The sequence below is a fragment of the Streptomyces sp. NPDC002896 genome (assembly GCF_040295225.1).
Lineage (GTDB): Bacteria > Actinomycetota > Actinomycetes > Streptomycetales > Streptomycetaceae > Streptomyces.
This window is the reverse complement of record NZ_JBEOVA010000011.1, coordinates 1-22,778: the sequence shown is the minus strand read 5'-3', so window position 1 is coordinate 22,778 and position 22,778 is coordinate 1. Positions and strand designations below refer to the sequence as shown.

Below are 22,778 nucleotides of genomic sequence, written 5' to 3'. Positions count from 1 at the left end.
CGCGCCCCGCGCCTAGGAAGAGGCTCTCCCTTTTTCATCTACGGCTCTCCTGGCACGCTCGTCACGAGGCCCACCGCGCCGCGCGTCCCCGCCCCCGGTCCGGCCTTCTCCCCACTGACAGAACCGGTTTCCTCAGCGCCGAGGTGTCCGACCTGCCTGCTCATCCGCCAGGAAAGAGACCCCTTTCCCCATGTCCCTGACCCAGTCCCGCCCCGGGACGCTGCCCTCGGTCGCCCCGGAACCACGTTGGACCGCCCGCCTCTGGACTGTCCTCGCCGTGCTGTGCCTCGTGCTGTTCCTCGACGGCCTCGACGTCTCCATGGTCGGCGTAGCCCTGCCCTCCATCGGCCACGACCTCGGCATGGCCACCGGCTCACTGCAGTGGATCATCAACGGATACGTCCTCGGCTACGGCGGCCTGATGCTGCTCGGCGGCCGCACCGCCGACCTGCTCGGGCGCCGCCGCGTCTTCCTCATCGCGCTGGCCGTCTTCGCCGCCGCCTCGATGCTCGGCGGCCTCGTCGACAGCGGCTCGCTGCTGATCGCCACCCGATTCGTCAAGGGTGTGGCCGCCGCCTTCACCGCGCCGGCCGGCCTGTCGATCCTCACCACGACGTTCCCGGAGGGCCCGCAGCGCAACCGGGCGCTGTCGGTCTTCAGCCTCTTCGGCGCCCTGGGCTACTCCTCGGGCCTGATCCTCGGCGGCCTGCTCACCGGGATCGGCTGGCGCTGGACCTTCCTCATGCCGGTCCCGCTCGCCCTACTCGCGCTCGGCGTCGGCCTTTTCCTGATCCCGCGCGACCGCCGCACCGAGACCGGCGGCCAGGACCCGGCCGGAGCCGTCACCCTCACCGCAGGCATGCTGCTCGCCGTCTACGCCGTGGTCACCGCCCCTCAGACGGGCTGGACCTCCGCGGCGACGCTCGCCGGCTTCGGCGTCGCCGCCCTGCTGCTGCTCGCCTTCGTCCTGTTCGAGCAGCGGGTCCGCCACCCCCTGGTCCGCTTCGGCATCCTGCGCAAGGCCACCACGGTCCGAGCCAACCTCAGCATCGTCGCGCTGATGGGCTCCTACCTCAGCTTCCAATTCATGATGACGCTGTACCTCCAGGACGGGCTCGGCTGGTCGCCCCTGCGCATGGCCTTCGCACTGCTGCCGGTCGGCCTGATCGTCGCCGTCGGCTCGCCCCTCACCGGCAGACTCGTCAACCGCTTCGGCACGGCACCACTGATCATCACCTCGATGACCTCGCTTACCCTCGGCTACGTCTGGTTCCTGGCCACGGCCGGCTCCTCACCCGACTACGTCACCGCCATGCTCCCGTCCCTGCTGCTCCTGGGCGGCGGCTTCGCGTTCGGCTACAGCGCCATCATAGCCCAGGCCACCGAAGGCATCGACGACTCCGAACAGGGCCTCGCCTCCGGCCTGGTGCAGACCTCGGGCCAGGTCGGCGCCGCCCTCATTCTCGCCGTACTCACCGCCGTGATCGCTCAAGCAGGCGACAGCGGCGCCGACTTCACCGCCTACCACCCCGGCCTGAACCTGGTCACCGGCGTCGCCGCGATCGGGCTGCTCCTGAACCTGGTCCCCGTACTGCGTCTGCGGCGACGCTGAGCCCCGACAGACCGAAAGCCGACCCGGGGCCAGCCCGGGTCGGCTTTCCGTGATCGGCGCTCACGCCAGGTTCTTGGTGAAGCACTCCTCCATGTCCCTGCCTCTCCTGCGGTTGTTCGTCAGCGGACGTGCGTGTCGAACCAGTCGACAGCGACCTCGGGGTGCTCGCTGAAGTAGTTGTAGCCGTCGAAGCGGCGGGTGCTGCCGTGGATCCAGTGCATCTGCTTGTCCTCGACGGGGATGGCGTCGTGGACGGCCTGCACGGCTTCGGGAGTGGTCATGACGTCGTCGTGTTCCTGCGCCACCAGCGTGGGCACGGTGATGGCGGAGGCGTACGTCGCGGGCGACTGCTCTGCCAGATGGAAGCCGGTGCGCTCCAGCACGGCCTGGTCGAGCCGGGCGTAGCCGCCCTCGAAGCCGAGGGCCTTGGAGAACTGTTCGCCGATGGAACGGCCCTCCAGCGGCTGGAGCATGACCATTGCCTGGATCTCGGCGAACTCCTCGGGGTGCTTGGCCCAGGCCACCGCGGTGGAGTTGGCACCCAGGCACACCGACAGCAGGGCCTTCTTCATGTTCTTGGTGTCGGGGCGTGCTGCGGCGTAGCGGAGGGCTCCGATGACGTCGCGGTACTCGGTGAGGCCGATCGTGCAGATGCCGCCGTTGCCGTACCCGCTCATGCCGTGGTTGCGCAGGTCGTAGGCGAGGACGTTGTAGCCGGCGTCGTGCAGTGCCTTGTAGGAGGGGAGGAAGTTGACCTCGAAGCCGCCGAAGCGGTCCCAGCCGGGCAGGTGTCCGGGGTAGCCGTAGCGGTTGCCGGGGGAGAAGTGGTTGTGGGTGATCAGCCGGTCGGAGTCGGCCGGGATGAACCACCCTTCAAGAGGTACGCCGTCCATCGACGGGAACGTCACGTCCTCGTAGGCCAGGCCCAGTTCGGAGGGCCGACGCAGCAGAGGCGCCCGCCGGCCGTCGGTGGTGCCTTCCGTCCACTGCCCGACGAATCCGTTGAATGCCAGCTCGGCCATGTCGAGTTCGGTCACGGTGCGCTCCTGATTTCCCGGCAAGGGTGTTTGATGCGTGATACTCCGGGCGCCTGGTTTTCCATCAAGATTGGCCCGTAAGCGCATTTTCTGCATCTTGGGCTCGGCCTGGATAGAGAAAGAAGGGGGGAGGAATTCTCCCAGGGAAGAATTCCTCCCCCCTTCTCGGGGACGGGGTGAATCCGGGGTCAGATCGTCGCCGTGTCGATCACGAACCGGTACCGGACGTCGCTCGCCAGCACCCGCTCGTACGCCTCGTTGATCTCGGACGCAGCGATCACCTCGATCTCGGCGCCGAAGCCGTGCTCGGCGCAGAAGTCCAACATCTCCTGGGTCTCGGCGATGCTGCCGATGGCGGAGCCGGCGATCGACCTGCGGCCCATGATCAAGGGGAAGACGTTGACGGAGATCGGCTCCTCGGGAGCGCCGACGTTCACGAGGGCTCCGTCGATCTTCAGCAGGTTCACGTACCCGCTGAAGTCCAGCGGGGCCGAGACCGTGGAGACGATCAGGTCGAAGGTGCCGGCCAGCTCCTCGAAGGTCTTCGGGTCGCTGGTGGCGTAGTAGTGGTCGGCGCCCAGCTTCAGACCGTCGTCCTTCTTGCGCAGCGACTGGGAGAGGACGGTGACCTCGGCGCCCAGCGCGTGCGCGATCTTGACGCCCATGTGGCCGAGACCGCCCAGACCGACGATCGCGACCTTCTTGCCGGGACCGGCGCCCCAGTGCTTGAGCGGGGAGTACAGGGTGATGCCCGCGCACAGCAGCGGCGCGGCCACGTCGAGGGCGAGGCCGTCGGGGATCCGGACGGTGTAGTTCTCGTCGACGACGATCTTCTCGGAGTAGCCGCCGTAGGTGGGCTCGCCGTCCTTGTCGAGGTAGTTGTACGTCTGGATCATGCCGCCGCCGGTGCAGTACTGCTCCAGGCCGGCCTTGCAGTGGTCGCACTCGCGGCAGGAGTCGACGAAGCAGCCGACGCCCACCCGGTCGCCGACCTCGAACAGCGTGACACCGGGGCCGACCTCGGAGACGACACCGGCGATCTCGTGACCGGGGACCATCGGGAAGATGGCGGTACCCCAGCCCTCCTGGACCTGGTGGATGTCGGAGTGACAGATACCGGCGAACTTGATGTCGATCAGCACGTCGAATTCGCCGACCGGGCGCCGCTCGATGGTGGTGCGCTCCAGCGGAGCCTTGGCGGCGGGAGCGGCATAAGCAGCAACGGTGGTCATGAGGGGGATCTCCTAGCAGTGCTCTCGCGCCCGGCTGCCTTCCGGCCGAGCACGGTGACGAGCATGCCTCGCCGCCGGGAAATCACCCAGGGCAGGAATGTGCCTACGCTCGCGGTTCCTACCACTGGCAGAGTCAGGCTCTTGCCCGGCGGCGTGCGAAATGCGCCATGCCTTCAAAGAATCCAGTTCGCTCACCGCCTCCCTGCCATGAAGAAGACCATGAGAAGGCAAAGGGGGGATAAAAGTCTCCCTGCCGCGACTGTCGCCGGTGATGCAAGACTTCCGGCGTGATCGGCCGCCGCTGCCAAGGCGCGCGGTCGCCCTTTCCCGCGGCGGCGTTGATCCCGCGCCTGCTGCCCCGCAGTTGTTCACGTCTGTCCCGTCCGTGATGCGAAGGCGTATGTATGTCTGCTGACCTCTCTGAATCCGCTGTTCCACCCTCGACCGAATCGGGTGAGTCCTCCTCTGGGCCGAGCCGTCGTACCGTCATCGCCACCGGTGTCGTGGTGGGCGGTGCCGTGGTGGCCGGAGGGACCTTCCTCGCCGGCTCGCAGGAGGCCTTCGCCGCGGGGGCGGCGCCCTCCGGCCAGGTCTCCCTGACGGTCAACGGCACCCGCCGCACTGTGACGGTGGACAACCGCACCTCGCTCCTTGACCTGCTGCGCGAGCACCTCGACCTGACCGGCTCCAAGAAGGGCTGCAACGCTGGGGCCTGCGGGGCGTGCACGGTGCTGGTCGACGGGCAGCGGGTCAACTCCTGCCTGACACTGGCCGTTCGGCTGGAGGGCGCCGAGGTCACCACGATCGAGGGCCTGGCCAAGGGCGACGAACTGCACCCGCTGCAGCAGGCGTTCATCGACGAGGACGCCTTCCAGTGCGGGTACTGCACTCCGGGCCAGATCATGTCGGGCGTGGCCTGTATCCAGGAGGGTCACACCAGCTCGCCGGAGGAGATCAGGGAGTACATGAGCGGCAACGTCTGCCGCTGTGGCTGCTACGTCAAGATCGTGCGCGCGGTCGAGCAGACCGCCGCCCGGAAGTAAGGAGCGGCCCGTGTATCCCTTCGCCTACACCCGCGTGAACAGCGTCCAGGAAGCTCTGGACGCCGGTCGACGCGGCGGCCGTTACATCGCCGGCGGCACCACGCTGGTCGACCTGATGCGCGAGACCGTCGAGACCCCCGAGACGGTGGTCGACATCAGCGCGCTGCCCCTGCGTGAGATCACCGCCACCAAGGGCGGCGGCATCCGCATCGGCGCCCTGGCACCGATGGCCGTAGTGACCGCCGACTCCAAGCTGAACTCCCTGTACCCGGTGGCCGCCCAGGCCCTGCGGGGCGCCTCGGCCCAGCTGCGGAACATGGCCACCATCGGCGGCAACATCATGCAGCGCACCCGCTGCACGTACTTCCGTGACGTGACCGCCGACTGCAACAAGCGCGAGCCCGGCTCCGGGTGTGCCGCCCTGCACGGCTACAACCGCGGCCATGCGATCCTCGGCGGCTCCGATCACTGCGTGGCCGTGCACGCCTCCGACTTCGCCGTTGCCCTCACCGCCCTGGAGGCGACCGTCCATCTGCAGGCCCCGGACGGCAAGGAGCGCAGCCTCCCCTTCGCCGACTTCCTGCTCCGTCCCGGCAGCACCCCGCAGCGCGAACAGGACATCCGGCGGGGCGAGTTGATCACGGCGGTCGAGATCCCGGCGTATCCGCGCCCGCTCAAGTCGGCCTACCTGAAGATCCGCGACCGGCAGTCCTACTCGTTCGGGCTCGCTTCGGCGGCCGTCGCGCTGCATGTACGCGGCGGCGTGATCCGCGATGCGAAGGTCGCCGCCGGCGGTGTGGCCACGGTGCCGTGGAAGCTGTCCGCCGTCGAGCGAGCCCTGATCGGCGAGCGCCCCTCGGACCGGCTGTGGGCCGAGGCCGCCAGTCACGCGGCCGACGGCTCCCGCCCCCTCCAGCACAACCGGTTCAAGGTCGAGCTCCTGAAGCGAACCGTCGAACGCCAGCTGCGCACCGTAGGAGAAATGGAATGAGCCCCCAGCCGCAGGCAGCCGTAGGCGCACCGCTGTCCCGCGTGGACGGCCGGCTCAAGGTCACCGGCAAGGCGGAGTACGCCGCGGAGCACGACATCAAGGGTGTCGTGCACGCCGTCATCGTCGACGCGAGCATCGGACGTGGCCGCATCAGGTCCATCGACACACGCGCCGCCGAGAAACACGCGGGCGTGCTGCGGGTGATCCACCACGGCAACGCCCCGAAACTGCCGTACCGCGACAACGCCGGCTCCAACAACCCGGCCGGACGCAGGCTTCGGGTCTTCCAGGACGACAAGGTCCTCTTCCACGGCCAGCCGGTCGCCGTCGTGGTGGCCACCACCCTGGAGGCCGCCCAGCACGGGGCGAGCCTGGTCAAGGTCCGCTACGACGCCGAGCAGCCCTCGACCGACATCACCAAGGCCAAGCCGGGCGAGCCGACGCCCTACGCGCGCGGGGACGCGGAAGCGGGGCTGCGCTCCTCCGCCGTACGGCTGGACCTGACGTACGAACTGGCGCGCAACCACCACAACCCGATGGAGCCGCACGCCACCGTCGCCCGCTGGGACGGCAACCGGCTCACGGTCTGGGACAAGACGCAGTGGGTGATGGGCACGCACGACGAGATCGCCGCGGTCTTCGACCTCCCGGCGGACGCGGTGCGAGTCATCAACCCGTTCGTTGGCGGCGGCTTCGGCAGCGGCCTGCGCTGCTGGCCGCACACCATCGTCGCCGCGCTGGCCGCGCGGGTGACACGGCGCCCGGTGAAGCTGGTGCTGTCGCGCAAGCAGATGTACTTCGGCACCGGATTCCGGCCGGCCTACGAGTACCGGCTGTGCCTCGGCAGCGACCGGCGCGGCAAGCTGAACGCCGCGATCCACGACATCGACCACGAGACCTCGTCGTACGAGACCTTCGTCGAGGCCGTCCTGGGCACGGGCCAGATGATGTACAGCATGCCCAACGTCCGCCAGGCGTACCGGCAGGTGCCTTTGGACGTGAACACCCCGATCTGGATGCGCGGACCCGGCTTCGCCCCCGCGTCGTTCGTGATCGAGTCGGCCATGGACGAGCTCGCCGACGAGCTCGGCATCGATCCGATCGAGCTGCGCCGACGCAACGAACCGGCCGAGGACGAGTCGACGAACGAGCCGTTCTCCTCCCGGCGACTGAGCGAGTGCTACACGGTCGGCGCCCGCGAGTTCGGCTGGGACCGGCGTAACCCCAAGCCGCGCTCCACACGGGAGGGGGACCTGCTGATCGGCCTGGGCATGGCCGCCGGGGCCTACGACTGCGGGCGATTCCCCGCGCAGGCCCGGGCGCGGCTGGATGCCGACGGCACGGCGGTCGTGGAGGCGGCCACCACCGACATGGGGCCGGGCACGTACACGTCCCAGACCCAGGTGGCCGCGGACGCCCTCGGGTTGACCATGCGCACGGTGACCTTCCGGCTGGGGGACTCGGAGTATCCGTTCACCTCGCCGCACGGCGGTTCGGCGACCATGGCCAGCGTCGGCTCGGCCGTCGTCGACGCCTGCAACAAGGTGCGCCAGCAGGCGATCAAGCTGGCCGTGGAGGACCGCGAGTCGCCGCTGTACGGAGTGAACGCGGACGACGTCGTCGTGCGCAACGGCCGACTGCACGACCGGAACAACACTGCGCGCGGGGAGACGTACAAGAGCCTGCTGGCCCGCAACGACCGCTCCCACCTGGAAGCGAACGGTTCTTACGAAGGGCCCGGTTCCGACCGGTCCGCCTACTTCGCCTACAGCGCGACCTTCGCCGAGGTCTCGGTCGACGCTGACCTGGGGCTGGTGCGGGTGCGCAAGATGCTCGGCGTGTACGACGCGGGGCGGATCATCAGCCCCAAGCTCGCCGACAGCCAGGCGGTCGGCGGCATCGTGGGCGGCATCGGCCAGGCGCTGCTGGAGCACACGGTCACCGACCACCGCGACGGACGGATCGTGAACTCCAGCCTCGCCGACTACCTCGTGCCCGTGAACGCCGACGTCCCCGAGATCAAGGCGATCTACCTCGACGGCGAGGACAACGCCGGCAACCTGCTGGGCGTCAAGGGACTCGGCGAGGTCGTCCAGGTGGGCGTGGCGGCCGCGATCGGCAACGCGGTCTTCAACGCCACCGGCCGACGGGTCCGCCAACTACCCATCACCGCCGAGGCGTTGCTCTGACGGCTCCGCCTCCATAGACGGGTCCGGCAGCCGAACCCCCCGTACGGCTGCCGGACCTCCCAGGGTCGCCGCCGCGTATGCGCCCCCGTTGACGCGGCGGCGACCCGATCCACCTTCTGCGACAGCGACCGTCTGTTCTGGAGACCCCCATGCTGAACATCGCGGGCACACTGCACCGCTGGTGCCGCGAGGAACGCCCCTTCGCCCTGGCCACCGTCGTCGACGTCACCGGCAGCGCACCCCTGCCCATCGGTACGTCGGTCGCGGTTGACGAGGACGGCAACGCCATCGGCAGCATCTCCGGCGGCTGTGTCGAAGGCGCGGTGTACGAGCTGTGCCGGCAGGTGCTGCGGGACCAAGGGCCGGCCCAGCGGGCCTGGTTCGGCTACTCCGACGACGACGCCTTCGCCGTCGGGCTGACCTGCGGCGGCGAACTAGACGTCCTCGTCCAGCGCATCGACCCCGCCGCCCAGCCGCATCTCGGCGCCGCGTTCGCCGAGGCGGTCGAGGGGCGGTCGGCCGCCATCGCCCAGGTCGTGGACGGGGCTGAGGGATTGCTCGGCGCCACGTTGAGCGTGCTCGGCGACAGCTGGATCGCCGACCGCGCACTCGGCGATGGGCCGACCGGCCGAGCCGTGGGAGACCGCGCCACCGCCCAACTCCGCAACGGACGCACCGGAGTTTTCTCAGTCGGCGGAGACGCCGACACCTGCCCCGAGCAGCTCACCGTCCTCGTCCGCGTGGCCGCCACCCGCCCTCGCATGCTGATCTTCGGCGCCATAGACTTCGCCGCCGCCCTCGCTCAGGCCGGCCGCTTCCTCGGCTACCACGTCACCGTGTGCGACGCCCGCCCCGTCTTCGCCACCGAAGCCCGCTTCCCGCACGCCGACGAGGTGGTCGTCGACTGGCCCCACCGCTATCTGGCACGGGCGGCCGTGGACAGTCGTACGGCCGTGTGTGTGCTGACCCATGACGCCAAGTTCGACATCCCCTTGCTGCAGCGGGCACTTGACCTGCCTGTGGGCTACGTCGGTGCGATGGGCTCGCGACGCACACACGACGAACGCCTCCGTCGCCTGCGTGAAGTCGGGGTCACCGAGGGGCAGTTGGCCCGATTGCGTTCCCCGATCGGCCTTTACCTCGGTGCCCGCACCCCCGAGGAGACGGCCATCTCCATCACCGCCGAGATCATCGCCCACGCCAACGAGAGCACCGGCCTGCCTCTGGCCCGGGTCACCGGTCCGATCCATGCTCATTGACACCTACGGCCGAGTGGCCACCGACCTGAGAGTCTCGCTGACCGACCGGTGCAATCTGCGCTGTACGTACTGCATGCCCGAGGAGGGCCTGCAGTGGCTGGCCAAGCCCGATCTGCTCACGGACGACGAGATCGTCCGCCTGATCGACATCGCGGTCACCTCGCTGGGTATCGAGGAGGTCCGCTTCACCGGCGGCGAGCCGCTGCTGCGCCCGGGCCTGGTGGGCATAGTGGAGCGGGTCGCGGCCCTGGAGCCCCGCCCCCAGATGTCGCTGACCACCAACGGCATCGGCCTCAAGCGCACCGCGACCGCCCTGAAGGCGGCGGGCCTGGACCGGGTCAATGTCTCCCTGGACACCCTGCGCCCGGACGTCTTCAAGACCCTCACCCGCCGGGACCGCCACAAGGACGTCATCGAGGGCCTGTACGCGGCCCGTGAGGCGGGCCTGACCCCGGTGAAGGTCAACTCGGTCCTGATGCCGGGCCTGAACGACGACGAGGCCCCCGACCTGCTGGCCTGGGCGGTCGAGCACGACTACGAGCTGCGTTTCATCGAGCAGATGCCGCTGGACGCCCAGCACGGCTGGAAGCGCGACGGCATGATCACCGCCGGGGACATCCTGACCTCCCTGCGCACCCGCTTCGAGCTGACGGAGGAGGGCTTGGAAATGCGCGGCTCGGCCCCGGCGGAACGCTGGCTGGTCGACGGCGGCCCGCACGTCGTGGGCGTCATCGCCTCGGTCACCCGCCCCTTCTGCGCCGCCTGCGACCGCACCCGCCTCACCGCCGACGGCCAGGTCCGCACCTGCCTGTTCGCGAGCGAGGAGACCGACCTGCGCGCGGCCCTGCGCTCGGACGCCGGAGACGAGGAGATAGCCCGCATCTGGCGCGAGGCGATGTGGGGCAAGAAGGCGGGCGCGGGCTTGGACGACCCGACGTTCGTCCAGCCGGACAGGCCGATGTCAGCAATCGGCGGCTAGGTATTTCTCTCGTCGATACCCGGGCCGTTTCCTCGTAGTAGCTGGCGCGGCCTGGCGCGTACGTGTCCGTCTCCGCGGATGGCGGCGGGAACGGACTTGGCGCCATCATGATGCAAAGGGGCCTCGAATGAGGTGCGACGAGCGGGTGGCCGCATCGGCCGGGTTGCGGCATGGCTGACGAATCTGTCGCCCGTCACCGTCGGGTCGCTACTGCTGGTTCATGCCGCAGGGAAGAGGCGCTGGACGGCGGCGACGATGGCTGCCCGGCGGGCCGCCAGGAAGGCGTCGCGTTCCTCGCCGAGGGGAGCGAGGTCGGTCTGGCCGGCCCACGACAGAGCCAGCTGGCTGACGAACACGAGGATGTCCTCCGGCTCCCATGCGGGATCGAGGTGGCCGGCCTCCTGCGCCTTGCGTACCAGCTCGATCTTGCGGCGCAGGGACTCCTGTACCGGGTCGTCGGAGGGAGCCTCCCCGGCCGGCAGCTCCAGCTGACCCCACATCATCAGCCGGTGGCGTTCGGGGTGGCGGATGGCGTGGTCATGCATGCGGCCGGCGTAGCCCGGAAGGTCGGCGGGATCCAGGGGAACAGCCTCGGCCATGGCCGCGAGCTCCCGGCCGGCGACGAACCGGTAGAGCGCCTCCTTGCTGCGGAAGTACGCATAGACGCGTTCTTTGCTGGTGCGCGCTGCCTTGGCGATCCGCTCGACCCGCGCTCCCGCGATGCCGTGACGGGCGAATTCAGTGGTGGCCGCGGAAATGATGCGGTCACTGGTGGCGTCGGTGACGCTGCTACGGGAGGCCATGAGGCCCAGCTTACCCAACCGAACCGTTCGGTTTGGCGGCGGCGGCTCATGGCTGTATGGTCGAACCGAACCGTTTGGTATGACTTACGGGAGCAGATCATGCAGCAGCGCAATCTGGGCCGCCAGGGCCTGACCGTCTCCGAGCTCGGCTACGGCGCGATGGGCACCGCAGTGGGCTACGGTCCCTCGGAGGACACCGGGTCGATCGCCGCGATCCGCCGCGCTCACGAGCTCGGAGTGACCCACTTCGACACCGCGGAGATGTACGGCTGGGGAGGGGGCGAGAAGCTCCTCGGGAACGCTCTGGCCCCGATCCGCGACGAGGTGACGATCGCGACCAAGTTCGGCCTCACTCCGACCTTCGCTCCGAACTCGAAGCCGGAGCACATCCGGGAGGTCGTCGAGAACAGCCTCCGCAACCTGAACGTCGACGTGATCGACGTGCTCTACCAGCACGGCCCCGACCCGAGCGTCCCGATCGAGGACGTGGTCGGTGTGATGAAGGAGTTCGTCGACGCCGGCAAGGTCAAGTACCTCGGCCTGTCCAACACCGACACGGACGCCATCCGCCGCGCCCACGCGGTGCACCCGATCTCGGTCCTCCAGCACGAGTACTCGATCTTCGCCCACGACTCCGAGCAGTTCTTCCCCGTACTGGAGGAGCTCGGCATCGGGCTGGTCGCCTACTCCCCGCTCGCCCGTGGTTTCCTCAGTGGCGCGGTCAAGTCCCGTGAGCACTACGACGCGAGCGACTTCCGCCAGATGATTCCCTGGTGGGCCCCGGAGAACTTCGACCAGAACCTCTCCATCGTCAGCGAGCTCACCAAGCTCGCGGAGAGCAAGGGTGTCTCCCTGTCGCAGCTCGCCCTGGCCTGGCTGCTGGCGAAGAAGGACTACATCGTTCCGATCCCCGGCTCGCGCAACCCCGAGCGCGTCGCGCAGAACATCGCCGCCGCCGACATCGAGCTGACCGCCGACGACCTCGCCCGCATCGACGAGATCGCACCCGACGGAGGCATCGGCGGACGAGGTATGTGACACCCGCACCCGCCCGCCGGCCCACCGGAGCACGGCTGGCCGCTACGGGCAGGCGACCCGCACTCATCGTTCAACTCGTGTGTAACGGGCGCCTGTTACCCGGCGGCGTGCACCAGGCGCAGGTAGCGGTCCCAGTCCCAGTACGGGCCGGGGTCGGTGTGCGTGGCACCGGGGACCTCGTTGTGGCCGACGATGTGCTCGCGGTCGACAGGGATGTCGTAGCGGGCGCTGATGGCTGCCGCCAACTCGGCGGAGGCTTGGTAGGCGGCATCGGTGAACCAGCGGTCCGGCGCGTCGACGAAGCCCTCGTGCTCGATGCCGATGCTGCGATCGTTCCACTCCCGATTGCCCGCGTGATACGCCACGTCCGCCTCCCGGACCAGCTGGGCGACGTGTCCGTCGGAGGCGCGGACCAGGTAGTGGGCGGCGGCACGGTGCCCCGGGTCCTGGAAGGCCCGGGCGGCCGCGGTGAAGCGGGACTGGGTGACGTGGATGACGATGCGGTCGATGGTGTAGTCGTCGGGCCGGTCGGCGTAGCGGTAGTTGGCGGCCGACGCGGCGATCCACTGGGCGGAGGACTGGTCGACCGTTCCGTCCCGCAGCGCGCGACGCTGTCCCGGAAGGTCGTCGCCGACGCTGACTGCCGCGCTGCCGAGGCCGACGACGAGTGCGGCTCCCGCACCGAACAGAAGGGCGCGGCGGGTCGTGGTGGGGCGGGACGGCTCACGCCGGGGCGGCGGCAGTTGGCCGTTGGGTATGTCGTTCATGGTGAGGTGCCTGCTCGGCGAATAGGAGCCCGACCGTGGTCAGGCGAGAGGGGGAGAGGCCAGCAGGTTCTGGTCGGCGGCCCAGGAGGCTAGGATGCGCAGCCGCTCGTGCGTGGGGGAGCCGGGTGCGGCCGTCCAGACGGTGAGGTGCTGGTCCGGGTCGGTGTTGGCGGTCAACGTGTCCCAGTCCAGGACGAGTTCGCCGACCACCGGGTGGTTGAGGGTCTTCGTGCCCACCGTGCGGGCCGCGACGCGGTGGTCGCCCCACCACTGGGCGAACTGCTTGTCACGCAGGGACAGTTCACCGACCAGCTCGATGAGGCGAGGATCCTCGGGATACTGCGCGGCTTCCATCCGCAGCTGCGCCACGGCGAGCCGCGCGGAGGTCTCCCAGTCGGCGTACAGCGTGCGCATGGCCGGATCCGTGAAGATGAGCCGCGGGTAGTTGCGGTGCTTCTCCGGGATCCGGGAGAAGTCGGTGACCAGCGCGGCCGCCAGCGCGTTCCAGGCCAGGATGTCCCCGCGCCGGCCCTGCACGATGGCCGGGGTCGCGGTGAGATCGTCCAGCACCCGCTGCAGCTGCGGCTGGACCTTCTGCCGGCCTCGGCTCCGGGGGCGCGTGGTGGTCTTGCCGGCGAGCTGGAAGAGGTAACCGCGCTCGTCGTCGTCCAGGTGGAGCACCCGGGCCAGGACGTCGAGCACGGGCGCGGACGCCTGCATACGGCCCTGTTCGAGACGCGTGTAGTAGTCGGTGCTGATGCTGGCGAGCTGGGCGACCTCTTCGCGGCGCAGCCCGGCGACCCGGCGGGGGCCGCCGTTGTCGGGCAGGCCGACGGTGCGCGGGCTCAGCTCGGCGCGGCGCTTCTTGAGGAATTCTCCCAGCTCGTTGAGGGGAACATTGCCGGTCATGCCGCTCAGCATGACACCGAACGCACCTGAGGAAGGAGGGAGAGTTTCCACCCAGGATGTCTCCCTCCCCGGACTGTCTTTCTCCGCTTTTCGCTCTTGCCTTGGCGTGTGAGGCTCGACATAGAGCAGCCTGCGCGGCGATCCGAGCGCCGTGCCGGCAAGGTCCTCCCCAAGCCTGAGCGAAGCCCCTCCACCCACAAGGACTCACCATGACGACCTTCGCCCTCGTCGGCGCCGGCCCCGGCCTCGGGCTCGCCACCGCACGCCGCTTCGGAACCGCCGGCCACACCGTCGCCAGGACGCGGCCCTGTACGCGGCCGCAGCCGCCCTGGGGCCGATCGAGATCCTGCAGTACAGCCCCGTGCCCCGCGCCGACTTCATGAAGCCGGTCCTCGACACCAGCGCCGACGACCTCGACGCGCCCCTCGCCTTCTCCGTCAAGGGACCCGTCACCGCGGTCAACGCCGTCCTGCCCGGCATGCGCGCACTCGGCCGCGGCACCCTGCTGTTCGTCAACGGCGGCAGCGCCGTACGACCCCACCCCGACCGGGCCGGCACCTCGATTGCCTTCGCCGCCGAGAGCGCCTACGCCCGCATGCTCTACGACGCCCTCGCCCCGGAGAACATCCACGCCGCCCAGTTGATCATCCCCGGCGCGATCCGGCCGGACGCCGAGCACAGCAGCCCCGAGGTGCTGGCCCAGCGCCTGTACGACATCCACCTCAAGCGCGACGGCTTCCGCCACTACGCCGAGCCGCTGCCCGACTGACGCCCCTGGAGGATGCCGTGAGCCCGACCACCCGTTCCAGCCTTGCCCGCGCCGTCCCGACCGCCTTACTGCTTGCAGTGACGGCCTGTACCGCCGAGGCGCCACCCTCCCCGTCCCCGGCTTCCCCGTCCTCGTCCTCCGCTTCCGCGTCACAGCGAACGCCGACTGCCACGCCACCAGTCTCACCGTCTGATGACAAGGACACCGCCATGAACATCCGGCTCACCATCGACGGCCACCGGGTCGACGCCACCCTGAACGACAGCGCCACGGCCCGCGACTTCGCAGCCCTGCTCCCGCTCACGCTGAACCTGAGCGACTTCCACCAGACGGAGAAGACCGCTGATCTACCCCGTCGGCTGTCCACCTCCGGCGCCCCGGACGCCGCCGAAGCCAAGCCCGGTGACCTGGCGTATTACGCGCCCTGGGGCAACCTGGCCCTCTTCTACCGAGGCAGCGGCTCCAGCGATGCCGGCCTGATCATCCTCGGCCACGTGAACGGCGACACCGAGCGCCTCGCCACCGCCACCAAGGTCACCATCGAAGCCGCCTCCTGACCCGGCCCACTCTCAACGGAGAAAATCACGTGAACCCCACCTACGACTTCACCGGCCAGGTCGCCCTGGTCACCGGAGCCGGCTCCGGCATGGGGCTGGCGACCGCCCGCGCCTTCGCCGAGTCCGGAGCCGCCGTCGCCCTCACGGACATCGACGAAGCCGCCCTGAACGCAGGCGTCAAGGAACTCACCGACGCCGGCCACCGAGCAACGGCCCTCACCTGCGACGCCAGCGACGAAGAGCAGGTCGCCGCCGCGGTCGACCGCACCGTCGAGACCTTCGGCCGCCTCGACATGGCCTACAACAACGCGGGCATCCAGATCCCGCCCAGCGACGCAGCCGACGAACCCGCCGAGCGGTTCGACCGCGTCAACGCCATCAACCTCCGCGGCGTGTGGGCCTGTATGAAGCACGAGCTGCGGCACATGCGCGCCCAGGGCAGCGGCGCCATCGTCAACTGCTCCTCGCTCGGCGGCCTGGTCGGCCTCCCCGGCCGGGCCTCCTACCACGCCTCCAAGCACGGAGTGATCGGCCTGACGACCAGTGCGGCCCTGGAATACGCCCCTCGCGGCATCCGTATCAACGCCGTCTGCCCCGGCACCATCGACACCCTCATGGTCAGCGACATGATCGCCAAGGGGGAGCTCGATCGCGCCGAGGCCGAGGCGAACCAGCCCATCAACCGCCTCGGTACGGCTGAGGAGATCGCCCAGGCGGTCCTGTGGCTGTGCAGCCCGGGAGCCAGTTTCGTCGTAGGCGTCGCCCTCCCCGTCGATGGCGGCTACGTCGCCCGATAGCGGCGTGGGAGCCACCGTCACGCAACTGACGGCGGCTCTCCCACGGCAGCTTCAGACATCAACAGACGGCGAAGGGATCGACCCCGTCCCACGCCTCGCGCCGCGCGTCGGCGAGGCGGTCGCGCACCAGACGCGTCTCCACGTCGAACGACAGGCACGCCCGGTCGCGAGGGGTGAAGGCCGGCCAGTCCGGCAGTGCCCGGGTCGCAGGCGTTCCGTGCTGGGCGAACGCGGCGAAGGAGTCCACCATCTTCACGGACAGGGCCCGTGCCGTCGGGAGGTCGGCCGGCGCGGCCCCGGTGAAGTCGCCCTGGCCCCAGTTGCCGAAGGTGAACTGGACGTCGCTGCCGTGCGTGGGCCCGAAGGGCTCGGCCTGCGCGTAGTCGAAGGTGTACTGCCACACTCGGGCTCCGGCGCGGTGGGCGTACTCGGCCAGCCAGACCGAGGGCATGACGACGAACCAGCCGCTGAGCACGTCGTTGAGGGTCGTGCGTCCGGGCAGGGCGGTGTCGTCGTAGACCTTCAGGAGCCGGGGCCAAGCGCGCTCGCCCGTCGCCTGCCGGGCGAGGGTCTCGAAGCGGCGAGTGCAGACGGGCGAGCCCATGAACGGCTCGGCCTCCATCCACGATGGCGCGTCGTATCTACTCAGCATGCCTTCGTGCCGCCGCGACCTGGTGAGCCGTGCCGCCCGCAACGAGTTTCGCTCGCTGGAGCGCGACGGCGCCCGCCGCAGCCGCCTTGAACGGTGGCGTCGGCCGCCTTCTTGAGCTGGTAGGCGCCCGAAGGTGCCCATCGCGGTGGTGCGGCCGACCGGGGTGACCAGGGGCGGGACCGTCTCGCAGGTCCGTGCCCGGTCCAAAGTCGTCTGCTGGGGTGTGGTGTTGGAGTTGGCGTTCAGCGCGGGCCGACCGCCCGTTCCGGTCTCGTGACCGCTCGGTTCAAGGCGCGGCTCTCGGAAAGGGGAGCCCTGAACCGCCGTCAGCAGCATGTGATGCAGATCAGTACGTTCCTCGTCGGCAGTGCACCGCAAGCAACTCCGAAGCTGTCAGGGTTCGTCGGGATGCGCCTCGCTGACAAGGAGGCCCAGCAGGATGATGTCTAGCGCGCCGGCGAGGCGTTGGTGGATGTCGAAGGGGGCCGGTTCCTCGCGGATCCAGCGCAGGATCGTCGTGAAGTAGCCGGCGGCCAGCAGTTGTCCGGCCTGGTCGCAGTCGACGCCCGACCTGATCTCTCCTCGTTGCCGACCCTGTTCGACGATCCTGGCGAGTTCGATCTCCAGAGACGGGTCCTGCAGGAGACCGCCGTACCGTGCGGAGGCGTCCATCAAGACGGTGGTCTCTGTGCGGGAGGCGGCGTTGAGGTCGGCCATCTCCTTCAGGTAGCGGCGGAGCCGGTCGCCGACCGGCAGGTCCTCGGCGTGCTGTGCGCCGAGGATCTCGTCGACGCGGGCGCGGCGGCGAACTCCCCATTCCTCCAGAAAGCCGACCTTCTGTGAGAAGTGGTTGAAGACTGTGGCCCGGGCGACGTCCGCGGTTTCGGCGATCTGGTCCATGGTCGTCGCCTCGTACCCCTGGTTGACGAACAGGTGCAGCGCCGCGGTGTAGAGCTGGTCGCGCACCTGCTGTCGTTTGCGTTCTCGCCGTCCGGCGGGCGCGTGCGCGGTCTCGGCTCCTGCCTCCGGGATCTTCATGGCCTCCAGTACAGCACAGGGCTGCACGGGTATTGACGTCACCATCACGCCTTCTTAGATTGTCGGCCATTGATGGACTTGAGTCCAGCAATGTACTGAAGTCTCGCAATCTGATGCGGGACGAGACAGGAGGCAACGTGGCTTCCGTGACATCCCGGACGGGCTGCGTCGAGCTCGGACACGGCTGTTACGCCTGGATCGCCGACGCGGTCGGATGGGGCATGAGCAACGCCGGTCTGATCACCGGCCGGGACGAGTCACTGCTCGTCGACACCCTCTACGACCTGCGGCTGACCCGGACCATGCTCGACGCGCTGGCACCGCTGACGGCCCCCGCGCCGATCTCCACCGTGGTCAACACTCACGGCAACGGCGACCACTGGTTCGGCAACCAGCTCGTGGCCCACGCCGAGATCATCGCGGCCCGTGGATCCGTGGCAGACATGCGGCAGGTGGGTCCGGCCGAGATGCGGGCGCTGACCGGCATGGAGAGTCCCGCCGGGCACTTCGCCCACCGGATCTTCGACCGCTTCGACTACGCCGGCATCGAACCGACCCTTCCGAACCGGGTCTTCGACGGCGAGACGGTCCTGGACATCGGCGGGACGGAGGTCCACCTCATCGACGTGGGCCCCGCGCACAGCGCTGGGGACACGATCGTGCACGTGCCGCAGGCTGGGATCGTCTACACCGGCGACATCGTGTTCGCCGGGGCGGCGCCGGTCGTCTGGCACGGACCCTTCGCCCGCTGGCTCGCCGCCTGCGACCTGCTGCTCGGCCTCGACGCCGACATCGTCGTGCCCGGTCACGGCCCCGTCACCACCAAGCAGGCCGTCCGCGAGATCCGCGACTACCTTGCATACGTGCACGAGCAGGCCACCGCCCGCTTCACCGCCGGCATGCCGGCCATGGACGCGGCGCGTGACATCCGCCTCGGCCGCTTCGCGGACCTGGACGAGAGCGAGCGCCTCGCCGTCAACGTGCACACCGTCTACCGGGAACTCGACCCCTCACTGCCCCGGCTCGACGGACCCGGGCTGTTCGGCTGCATGGCCGAGCTCTGCCCCCGAGTTTGACGACGCCCCCTGCCCTGACGAGGCCCCACCCTCCGCCGACGGCGCACCGCCCCCCTCCCGGTACGCCCAGCTCCCCACCGTCCCCTCGGGCCGTACATCCCGCCAACCCCTCCAAGGAGGAGAGATGGTCTCCACCCCTGCCTACGACCCACCCGCCGCGCCATCCGACGCCGCGACGGCCGTCCCGGCACGGCACACCGGCACGATCATCGTCGGCTGTCTGGCCGTATGCCTGGCCCAGATCGGTCTGGTCCTGCCCGCCGCGATCAACGGCGTCATGCAGCGCACTCTCCAGACGTCCGGCGCCGAACTGACCTGGATCAGCGACGCCTTCCTTGTGCCCGCCGCCGTCCTTGCGCTGACCTTCGGCGTCGTGGGTGACCTGTACGGCCGTAAGAAGCTGGTGGTGGGGGCGGCACTGCTGGCCGCCGTCGGCTACCTGGTGTCCGCCACCTCCGACTCGGCAGCCCAGCTCGTCACCGGTCAGGCGCTCTCCGGCATCGGAGCCGCCGCACTCTTCCCCGCCTCCCTGTCGATGATCACCGCAGTCACGACCACACCGGCAGCGCGGGCCAAGGGGCTGGCCTCCTGGACCACAGCCCTGTCGCTGGGTGCCTTCATCGCCCCGCTGCTGTCCGGCGGGCTCGCCGAGCGTGTCGCGTTCCAGTGGGCGTTCGGCGTGACCGGCGTGCTGGCCGTCCTCACCGCGGTGGCGGCCTGGCTTTTGGCCACCGAGTCCAGCGCTCCGGAGGGCCGCTCGCTGGACTGGCCCGGTCAGATCGCCATCGCCGTGGCCATGCTCGCCCTGCTGTACGGCATCATCCAGGGCCCCTCCGACGGCTGGAGCTCGGCACCCATCGTGCTGTCCTTCGTCGCCTTCGCCGTCTTCATCGCCGCGTTCGTGTGGGTGGAGAACCGCAGCGCCGCCCCGATGCTGCGGCTGGAGCTCTTCCGCATCCCGGCGTTCGCCGCGTCGGCCGCGATGGCGGTGATCGGCATGCTGGGCTTCCTCGGCGGCGCGTACGACCTGAGCATCCGGCTTGGGGTCATCCAGCACCAGAGCCCCTTCCGGGCCGCGGTGCCCGTCCTGATCATCCAGGCGTGCACCCCGTTCATCTGGCCCGTGCTGGTGCGCCTGCTGCACCGCGTCGGCCCCGGCCCGATGCTCGTCACCGGTTTCCTCGCGATGGCCGCGGGCCAGCTGTGGCTGAGGGCGGTACCGATCCACGAGACGGGCGTGCTGCCCATCCTCGGCTCGCTGATCCTGAACGGTGTCGGCTTCGGCCTGGTCGTCGCCGCGATCACCGCCGCCGCCGTCAACACCGTCCCGCACAGCCTGACCGGCATGGCCAGCGCCACCACCAGCCTGGTCCGCGACCTCGGCCAGACCCTAGGCCCGGCCGTCATCGGCGCCGTCGCCCTCGGCATGGCCACGAGCCAGCTGACCGGCAGCCTCGCCGACGCGGGACTGACCCCCAAGGAGCAGGGCATCGCCTCCGCCGTCCTGCACGAGGGCGGCCCGCTGGCCCTGCACACCGCCGACCTCGGCCCCCTCAGCGCCAAGCTCGCCCCGTACACCACGGACGCCCTCGCCCACGGCTTCAACAACGGACTGATCCTCACCGCCGCCGCCTGTGTGGTAGCCGCCGTGATCGCCGCCGTCTTCATCGGAATCCGGCCCAGCGGCACCCGTCCGGCCGAGACGGAGGCGAGTGCGGCGTGAAGTTCGCGAGCTTCGTCCACGACGGGAAGCGGCAGTCGGGAGTCGTCGCCGACGACCAGGTCCACCCCTTCGAACACCCCGTCGACCTGCTGGACCTGATCACAGAAGGCGGGGAGTCCCTGCGCCTCGCGGGAGAACGCGCCCTGACCGGCTCCCTGCCGCTTCCCCTGACCGACGTACGGCTGCTGCCTCCGCTGCAACCACCGACCGTACGCGATTACATGACCTTCGAGACCCATGTCGAGGGCGTCGCCCGAGGGTACGCCGACACCGTGCCCGAGGAGTGGTACGCAGCGCCCGCCTTCTACTTCACCAATCCGTACGCGATGATCGGCGCCCACGACGACGTGCCCGTGCCGCCGGGCTGCCACCGCTTCGACTTCGAACTCGAAGTGGCCGCCGTCATCGGCAAGGCAGGCCGGGACCTCACCCCCGAGCAGGCACGCAACCACATCCTCGGCTACACGATCCTCAACGACTGGTCCGCCCGCGAGATCCAGGGCCGCGAGATGCGCGTCAAACTCGGCCCGGCCAAGGGCAAGGACACCTCAACGACCCTCGGCCCCTGGCTCGTCACCGCCGACGAACTCGAACCCCACCGCAACCCGGAGGGCTTCCTGGACCTCGCCCTCACCGTCCAGGTCAACGGCGAGACCGTCGGCCAGGACCAACTGGTCAACATGGCCTGGACGTTCGAGGAGATGGCGGCGTACGCCTCCCGCGGCACCTGGGTCCGTCCCGGCGACATCCTGGGCTCCGGCACCTGCGGTAACGGCGGCTGCCTGGCCGAACTCTGGGGCCGCAACGGCGTCCTCGAACCCCCGCCGCTTGCGCCCGGCGACACAATCACCATGTCGGTCGAGGGCATCGGCACCATCAGCAACACCGTCGTCGAGGGCGTCGCGCAGGTCCCTCTGCCACCCGCCCGCCGCAGGTACTGACCTTCCTGTACGCCCCGGGGCGGGTTCGGACCACGGCGTGAGCGCATTGGACGCCCGCGAATAGCAGGCGCTTGGCAATGCCCGGTTCCGGACACGAGTCCGGAACCGGGAGAATGGCATGCACAACGTGGACAAGGTCATGGCCTCGGCCGCCGAGGCGGTCGCCGACATACCGGAAGGGGGCCTTGCTGGCGGTGGGCGGCTTCGGACTGTGCGGCATACCCACCGCGCTCATCGGCGCCTTGCATGCGCAGGGCGCTGGCCGCCTGCGCGTGTGAGGTTCCCCCGTTGTGCGGGAGGTGCTGATCAGCTGGTCAGGGAGGGGTGACGGGGTTTCAGGTTCGCTTGTTCGGCCGACGCCTGGTCGGTGTAGTACTTCTCCTCGAACTCGATGGGGCTGAGCCAGCCGAGCCGGGCTTGGATGCGCCGGCTGTTATAGAAGCCGTCGATGTACTCGAAGAGTGCAAGGTTCGCCTCGGCGCGGGTGGCGAAGACGCGGCCGCGGACGCACTCGGTCTTGATCAGTATCCACAGGTTCTCGGCCAGAGCGTTATCGTAGGAGTCCCCGACGGACCCCATGGATGCCTCAATTCCTGCTCGTAGCAGGCGTGTTGTGAGCTTGATGGCTGTGTATTGGCAGCCGTGGTCCGCGTGGTGAATGAGCTGTCCGGGCTCGACCTCCCGGCTGGCCAGGGCGTACTCCAGCGAGGACAGGACCAGGTCCGCGTCCGCGCGGGCCGAGGTCTCCCACGCGACGACGCGGCGGGAGAACGCGTCGCGGATCGCGGACAGCCACAGGGGGCCTTCGCCGGTGGCGATCATGGTGAGGTCGGTGACCCACAGCCGGTTCGGCGCGAGTTCGGTGAAGTCCCGCTGCACCAGGTCCGGGGTCAAAGTGGCCTTGGGATCTCGGCGCGTGAAGCCCGTGCGGCGCGGGCTGATGCCCGCGAGGCCGTCCTCGCGCATCAGGCGCTCGACCCGCTTGCGGCCGACGTGCACGCCCTGACGCTTCAGGGCGGCGTGTGCGCGCGGTGAGCCGTAGGTCCCGCCGGAGTCGGCATGGATCCGCTGGATTTTCTCCGTCAGCTCCGCGTCCTGGCGGCGCCGCTCGCACGGCTCCTTCTCGGCGCGGCGCCAGCGGTAGTAGGTGGAGGAGGCGATGTGCAGTGGGTGTGAAGACCAAGTGCGCGTGAAGGGGTGTAGACGACCGTACGGCCCCTGCGGATGTGGGGGTTTGGCTCCCAGCGTGGTGACATAGATCAATGCTACGGTCTTGCCCGTGAAGATCGTGACGCAGGTGAAGCTGATACCGGAGGCCGACCAGGCCCCCGTGCTATCGGCGACCTTGCGTACGGTCAACGAGGCT

Annotated in this window: 20 protein-coding genes and 2 pseudogenes; 14 read left to right on the top strand and 8 right to left on the bottom strand. The window is 69.5% G+C overall.

Annotated elements, in window-relative coordinates:
• The first annotated feature begins 190 nt into the window (after window positions 1–190).
• Window positions 191–1,612 carry an MFS transporter gene (locus ABT009_RS21610; RefSeq protein WP_351297159.1) on the top strand — a complete coding sequence of 474 codons (1,422 nt, stop codon included), beginning with the start codon at window positions 191–193 and terminating at the stop codon, window positions 1,610–1,612.
• 119 nt (window positions 1,613–1,731) lie between these two features.
• On the opposite strand, the gene ABT009_RS21605 is transcribed toward ABT009_RS21610, so the two are convergent.
• Entirely contained in the window at window positions 1,732–2,649 is a 918-nt protein-coding gene (locus ABT009_RS21605) for an alpha/beta hydrolase family protein (RefSeq protein WP_351297156.1), read from the bottom strand.
• Between the two features lie 188 nt (window positions 2,650–2,837).
• The gene (locus ABT009_RS21600; protein ID WP_351297153.1) at window positions 2,838–3,881 is read right to left on the bottom strand and encodes an NAD(P)-dependent alcohol dehydrogenase; all 1,044 of its coding nucleotides are present in this window, start codon (window positions 3,879–3,881) and stop codon (window positions 2,838–2,840) included.
• Between the two features lie 404 nt (window positions 3,882–4,285).
• Here ABT009_RS21600 and ABT009_RS21595 point away from each other — a divergent pair, with 404 nt between their 5' ends.
• From ABT009_RS21595 to moaA, 5 genes are all read left to right on the top strand, one after another.
• Complete coding sequence (locus tag ABT009_RS21595; RefSeq protein ID WP_351297150.1) at window positions 4,286–4,924, top strand: (2Fe-2S)-binding protein; 639 nt, start codon at window positions 4,286–4,288, stop codon at window positions 4,922–4,924.
• Window positions 4,925–4,934: 10 nt separating this feature from the next.
• Window positions 4,935–5,915: an FAD binding domain-containing protein gene (locus tag ABT009_RS21590; protein WP_351297147.1), complete on the top strand. Its 981-nt coding sequence runs from the start codon at window positions 4,935–4,937 to the stop codon at window positions 5,913–5,915.
• A complete protein-coding gene (locus ABT009_RS21585) occupies window positions 5,912–8,104 on the top strand; it encodes a xanthine dehydrogenase family protein molybdopterin-binding subunit (protein WP_351297144.1) in 2,193 nt (730 codons plus the stop codon). The genes ABT009_RS21590 and ABT009_RS21585 overlap by 4 nt, the downstream gene beginning before the upstream one ends.
• A gap of 149 nt (window positions 8,105–8,253) precedes the next feature.
• On the top strand, window positions 8,254–9,363 hold the full coding sequence (locus tag ABT009_RS21580) for an XdhC family protein (protein WP_351297141.1): 1,110 nt from the start codon (window positions 8,254–8,256) through the stop codon (window positions 9,361–9,363).
• Window positions 9,353–10,342, top strand: a complete 990-nt coding sequence (gene moaA / locus ABT009_RS21575; protein WP_351297138.1) for a GTP 3',8-cyclase MoaA — start codon at window positions 9,353–9,355, stop codon at window positions 10,340–10,342. The genes ABT009_RS21580 and moaA overlap by 11 nt, the downstream gene beginning before the upstream one ends.
• A gap of 218 nt (window positions 10,343–10,560) precedes the next feature.
• On the opposite strand, the gene ABT009_RS21570 is transcribed toward moaA, so the two are convergent.
• The gene (locus tag ABT009_RS21570) at window positions 10,561–11,145 is read right to left on the bottom strand and encodes a TetR/AcrR family transcriptional regulator (protein WP_351297135.1); all 585 of its coding nucleotides are present in this window, start codon (window positions 11,143–11,145) and stop codon (window positions 10,561–10,563) included.
• A gap of 99 nt (window positions 11,146–11,244) precedes the next feature.
• On the opposite strand from ABT009_RS21570, the gene ABT009_RS21565 reads away from it, so the two are divergent.
• Window positions 11,245–12,183: an aldo/keto reductase gene (locus tag ABT009_RS21565; RefSeq protein WP_351297132.1), complete on the top strand. Its 939-nt coding sequence runs from the start codon at window positions 11,245–11,247 to the stop codon at window positions 12,181–12,183.
• Window positions 12,184–12,278: 95 nt separating this feature from the next.
• On the opposite strand, the gene ABT009_RS21560 is transcribed toward ABT009_RS21565, so the two are convergent.
• Window positions 12,279–12,950 carry an N-acetylmuramoyl-L-alanine amidase gene (locus ABT009_RS21560; protein ID WP_351297129.1) on the bottom strand — a complete coding sequence of 224 codons (672 nt, stop codon included), beginning with the start codon at window positions 12,948–12,950 and terminating at the stop codon, window positions 12,279–12,281.
• A gap of 39 nt (window positions 12,951–12,989) precedes the next feature.
• Window positions 12,990–13,871 (bottom strand): helix-turn-helix domain-containing protein, encoded by an 882-nt coding sequence (locus ABT009_RS21555; RefSeq protein ID WP_351297126.1) that lies wholly within the window; start codon window positions 13,869–13,871, stop codon window positions 12,990–12,992.
• Window positions 13,872–14,068: 197 nt separating this feature from the next.
• On the opposite strand from ABT009_RS21555, the pseudogene ABT009_RS21550 reads away from it, so the two are divergent.
• The 3 genes and pseudogenes from ABT009_RS21550 to ABT009_RS21540 all read left to right on the top strand — a co-directional run bounded on the left by ABT009_RS21550 (window position 14,069) and on the right by ABT009_RS21540 (window position 15,982).
• Window positions 14,069–14,628, top strand: a pseudogene (locus ABT009_RS21550) (Rossmann-fold NAD(P)-binding domain-containing protein).
• Window positions 14,629–14,837: 209 nt separating this feature from the next.
• Window positions 14,838–15,185: a cyclophilin-like fold protein gene (locus tag ABT009_RS21545; protein WP_351297123.1), complete on the top strand. Its 348-nt coding sequence runs from the start codon at window positions 14,838–14,840 to the stop codon at window positions 15,183–15,185.
• A 29-nt stretch (window positions 15,186–15,214) separates the two neighbouring features.
• Window positions 15,215–15,982, top strand: coding sequence for a glucose 1-dehydrogenase (locus ABT009_RS21540; protein WP_351297120.1), 768 nt, complete (start codon window positions 15,215–15,217; stop codon window positions 15,980–15,982).
• A gap of 58 nt (window positions 15,983–16,040) precedes the next feature.
• On the opposite strand, the gene ABT009_RS21535 is transcribed toward ABT009_RS21540, so the two are convergent.
• Together ABT009_RS21535 and ABT009_RS21530 are read right to left on the bottom strand one after the other, a co-directional pair.
• Complete coding sequence (locus ABT009_RS21535; protein ID WP_351297117.1) at window positions 16,041–16,634, bottom strand: carboxylesterase family protein; 594 nt, start codon at window positions 16,632–16,634, stop codon at window positions 16,041–16,043.
• A gap of 393 nt (window positions 16,635–17,027) precedes the next feature.
• Window positions 17,028–17,717, bottom strand: a complete 690-nt coding sequence (locus ABT009_RS21530; protein WP_351297114.1) for a TetR/AcrR family transcriptional regulator — start codon at window positions 17,715–17,717, stop codon at window positions 17,028–17,030.
• 92 nt (window positions 17,718–17,809) lie between these two features.
• Here ABT009_RS21530 and ABT009_RS21525 point away from each other — a divergent pair, with 92 nt between their 5' ends.
• From ABT009_RS21525 to ABT009_RS21510, 4 genes and pseudogenes are all read left to right on the top strand, one after another.
• Window positions 17,810–18,748, top strand: a complete 939-nt coding sequence (locus tag ABT009_RS21525) for an MBL fold metallo-hydrolase (protein ID WP_351297111.1) — start codon at window positions 17,810–17,812, stop codon at window positions 18,746–18,748.
• A 124-nt stretch (window positions 18,749–18,872) separates the two neighbouring features.
• Complete coding sequence (locus ABT009_RS21520) at window positions 18,873–20,471, top strand: MFS transporter (RefSeq protein WP_351297108.1); 1,599 nt, start codon at window positions 18,873–18,875, stop codon at window positions 20,469–20,471.
• Entirely contained in the window at window positions 20,468–21,412 is a 945-nt protein-coding gene (locus ABT009_RS21515) for a fumarylacetoacetate hydrolase family protein (protein ID WP_351297105.1), read from the top strand. The genes ABT009_RS21520 and ABT009_RS21515 overlap by 4 nt, the downstream gene beginning before the upstream one ends.
• Before the next feature lie 127 nt (window positions 21,413–21,539).
• Window positions 21,540–21,687: pseudogene (locus ABT009_RS21510) on the top strand (CoA-transferase); the annotation flags it as partial.
• A 31-nt stretch (window positions 21,688–21,718) separates the two neighbouring features.
• Here ABT009_RS21510 and ABT009_RS21505 read toward each other — a convergent pair.
• Window positions 21,719–22,778, bottom strand: a 1,060-nt coding sequence (locus ABT009_RS21505; protein ID WP_351297102.1) for an IS3 family transposase, incomplete at its 5' end; no start/stop codon positions are given.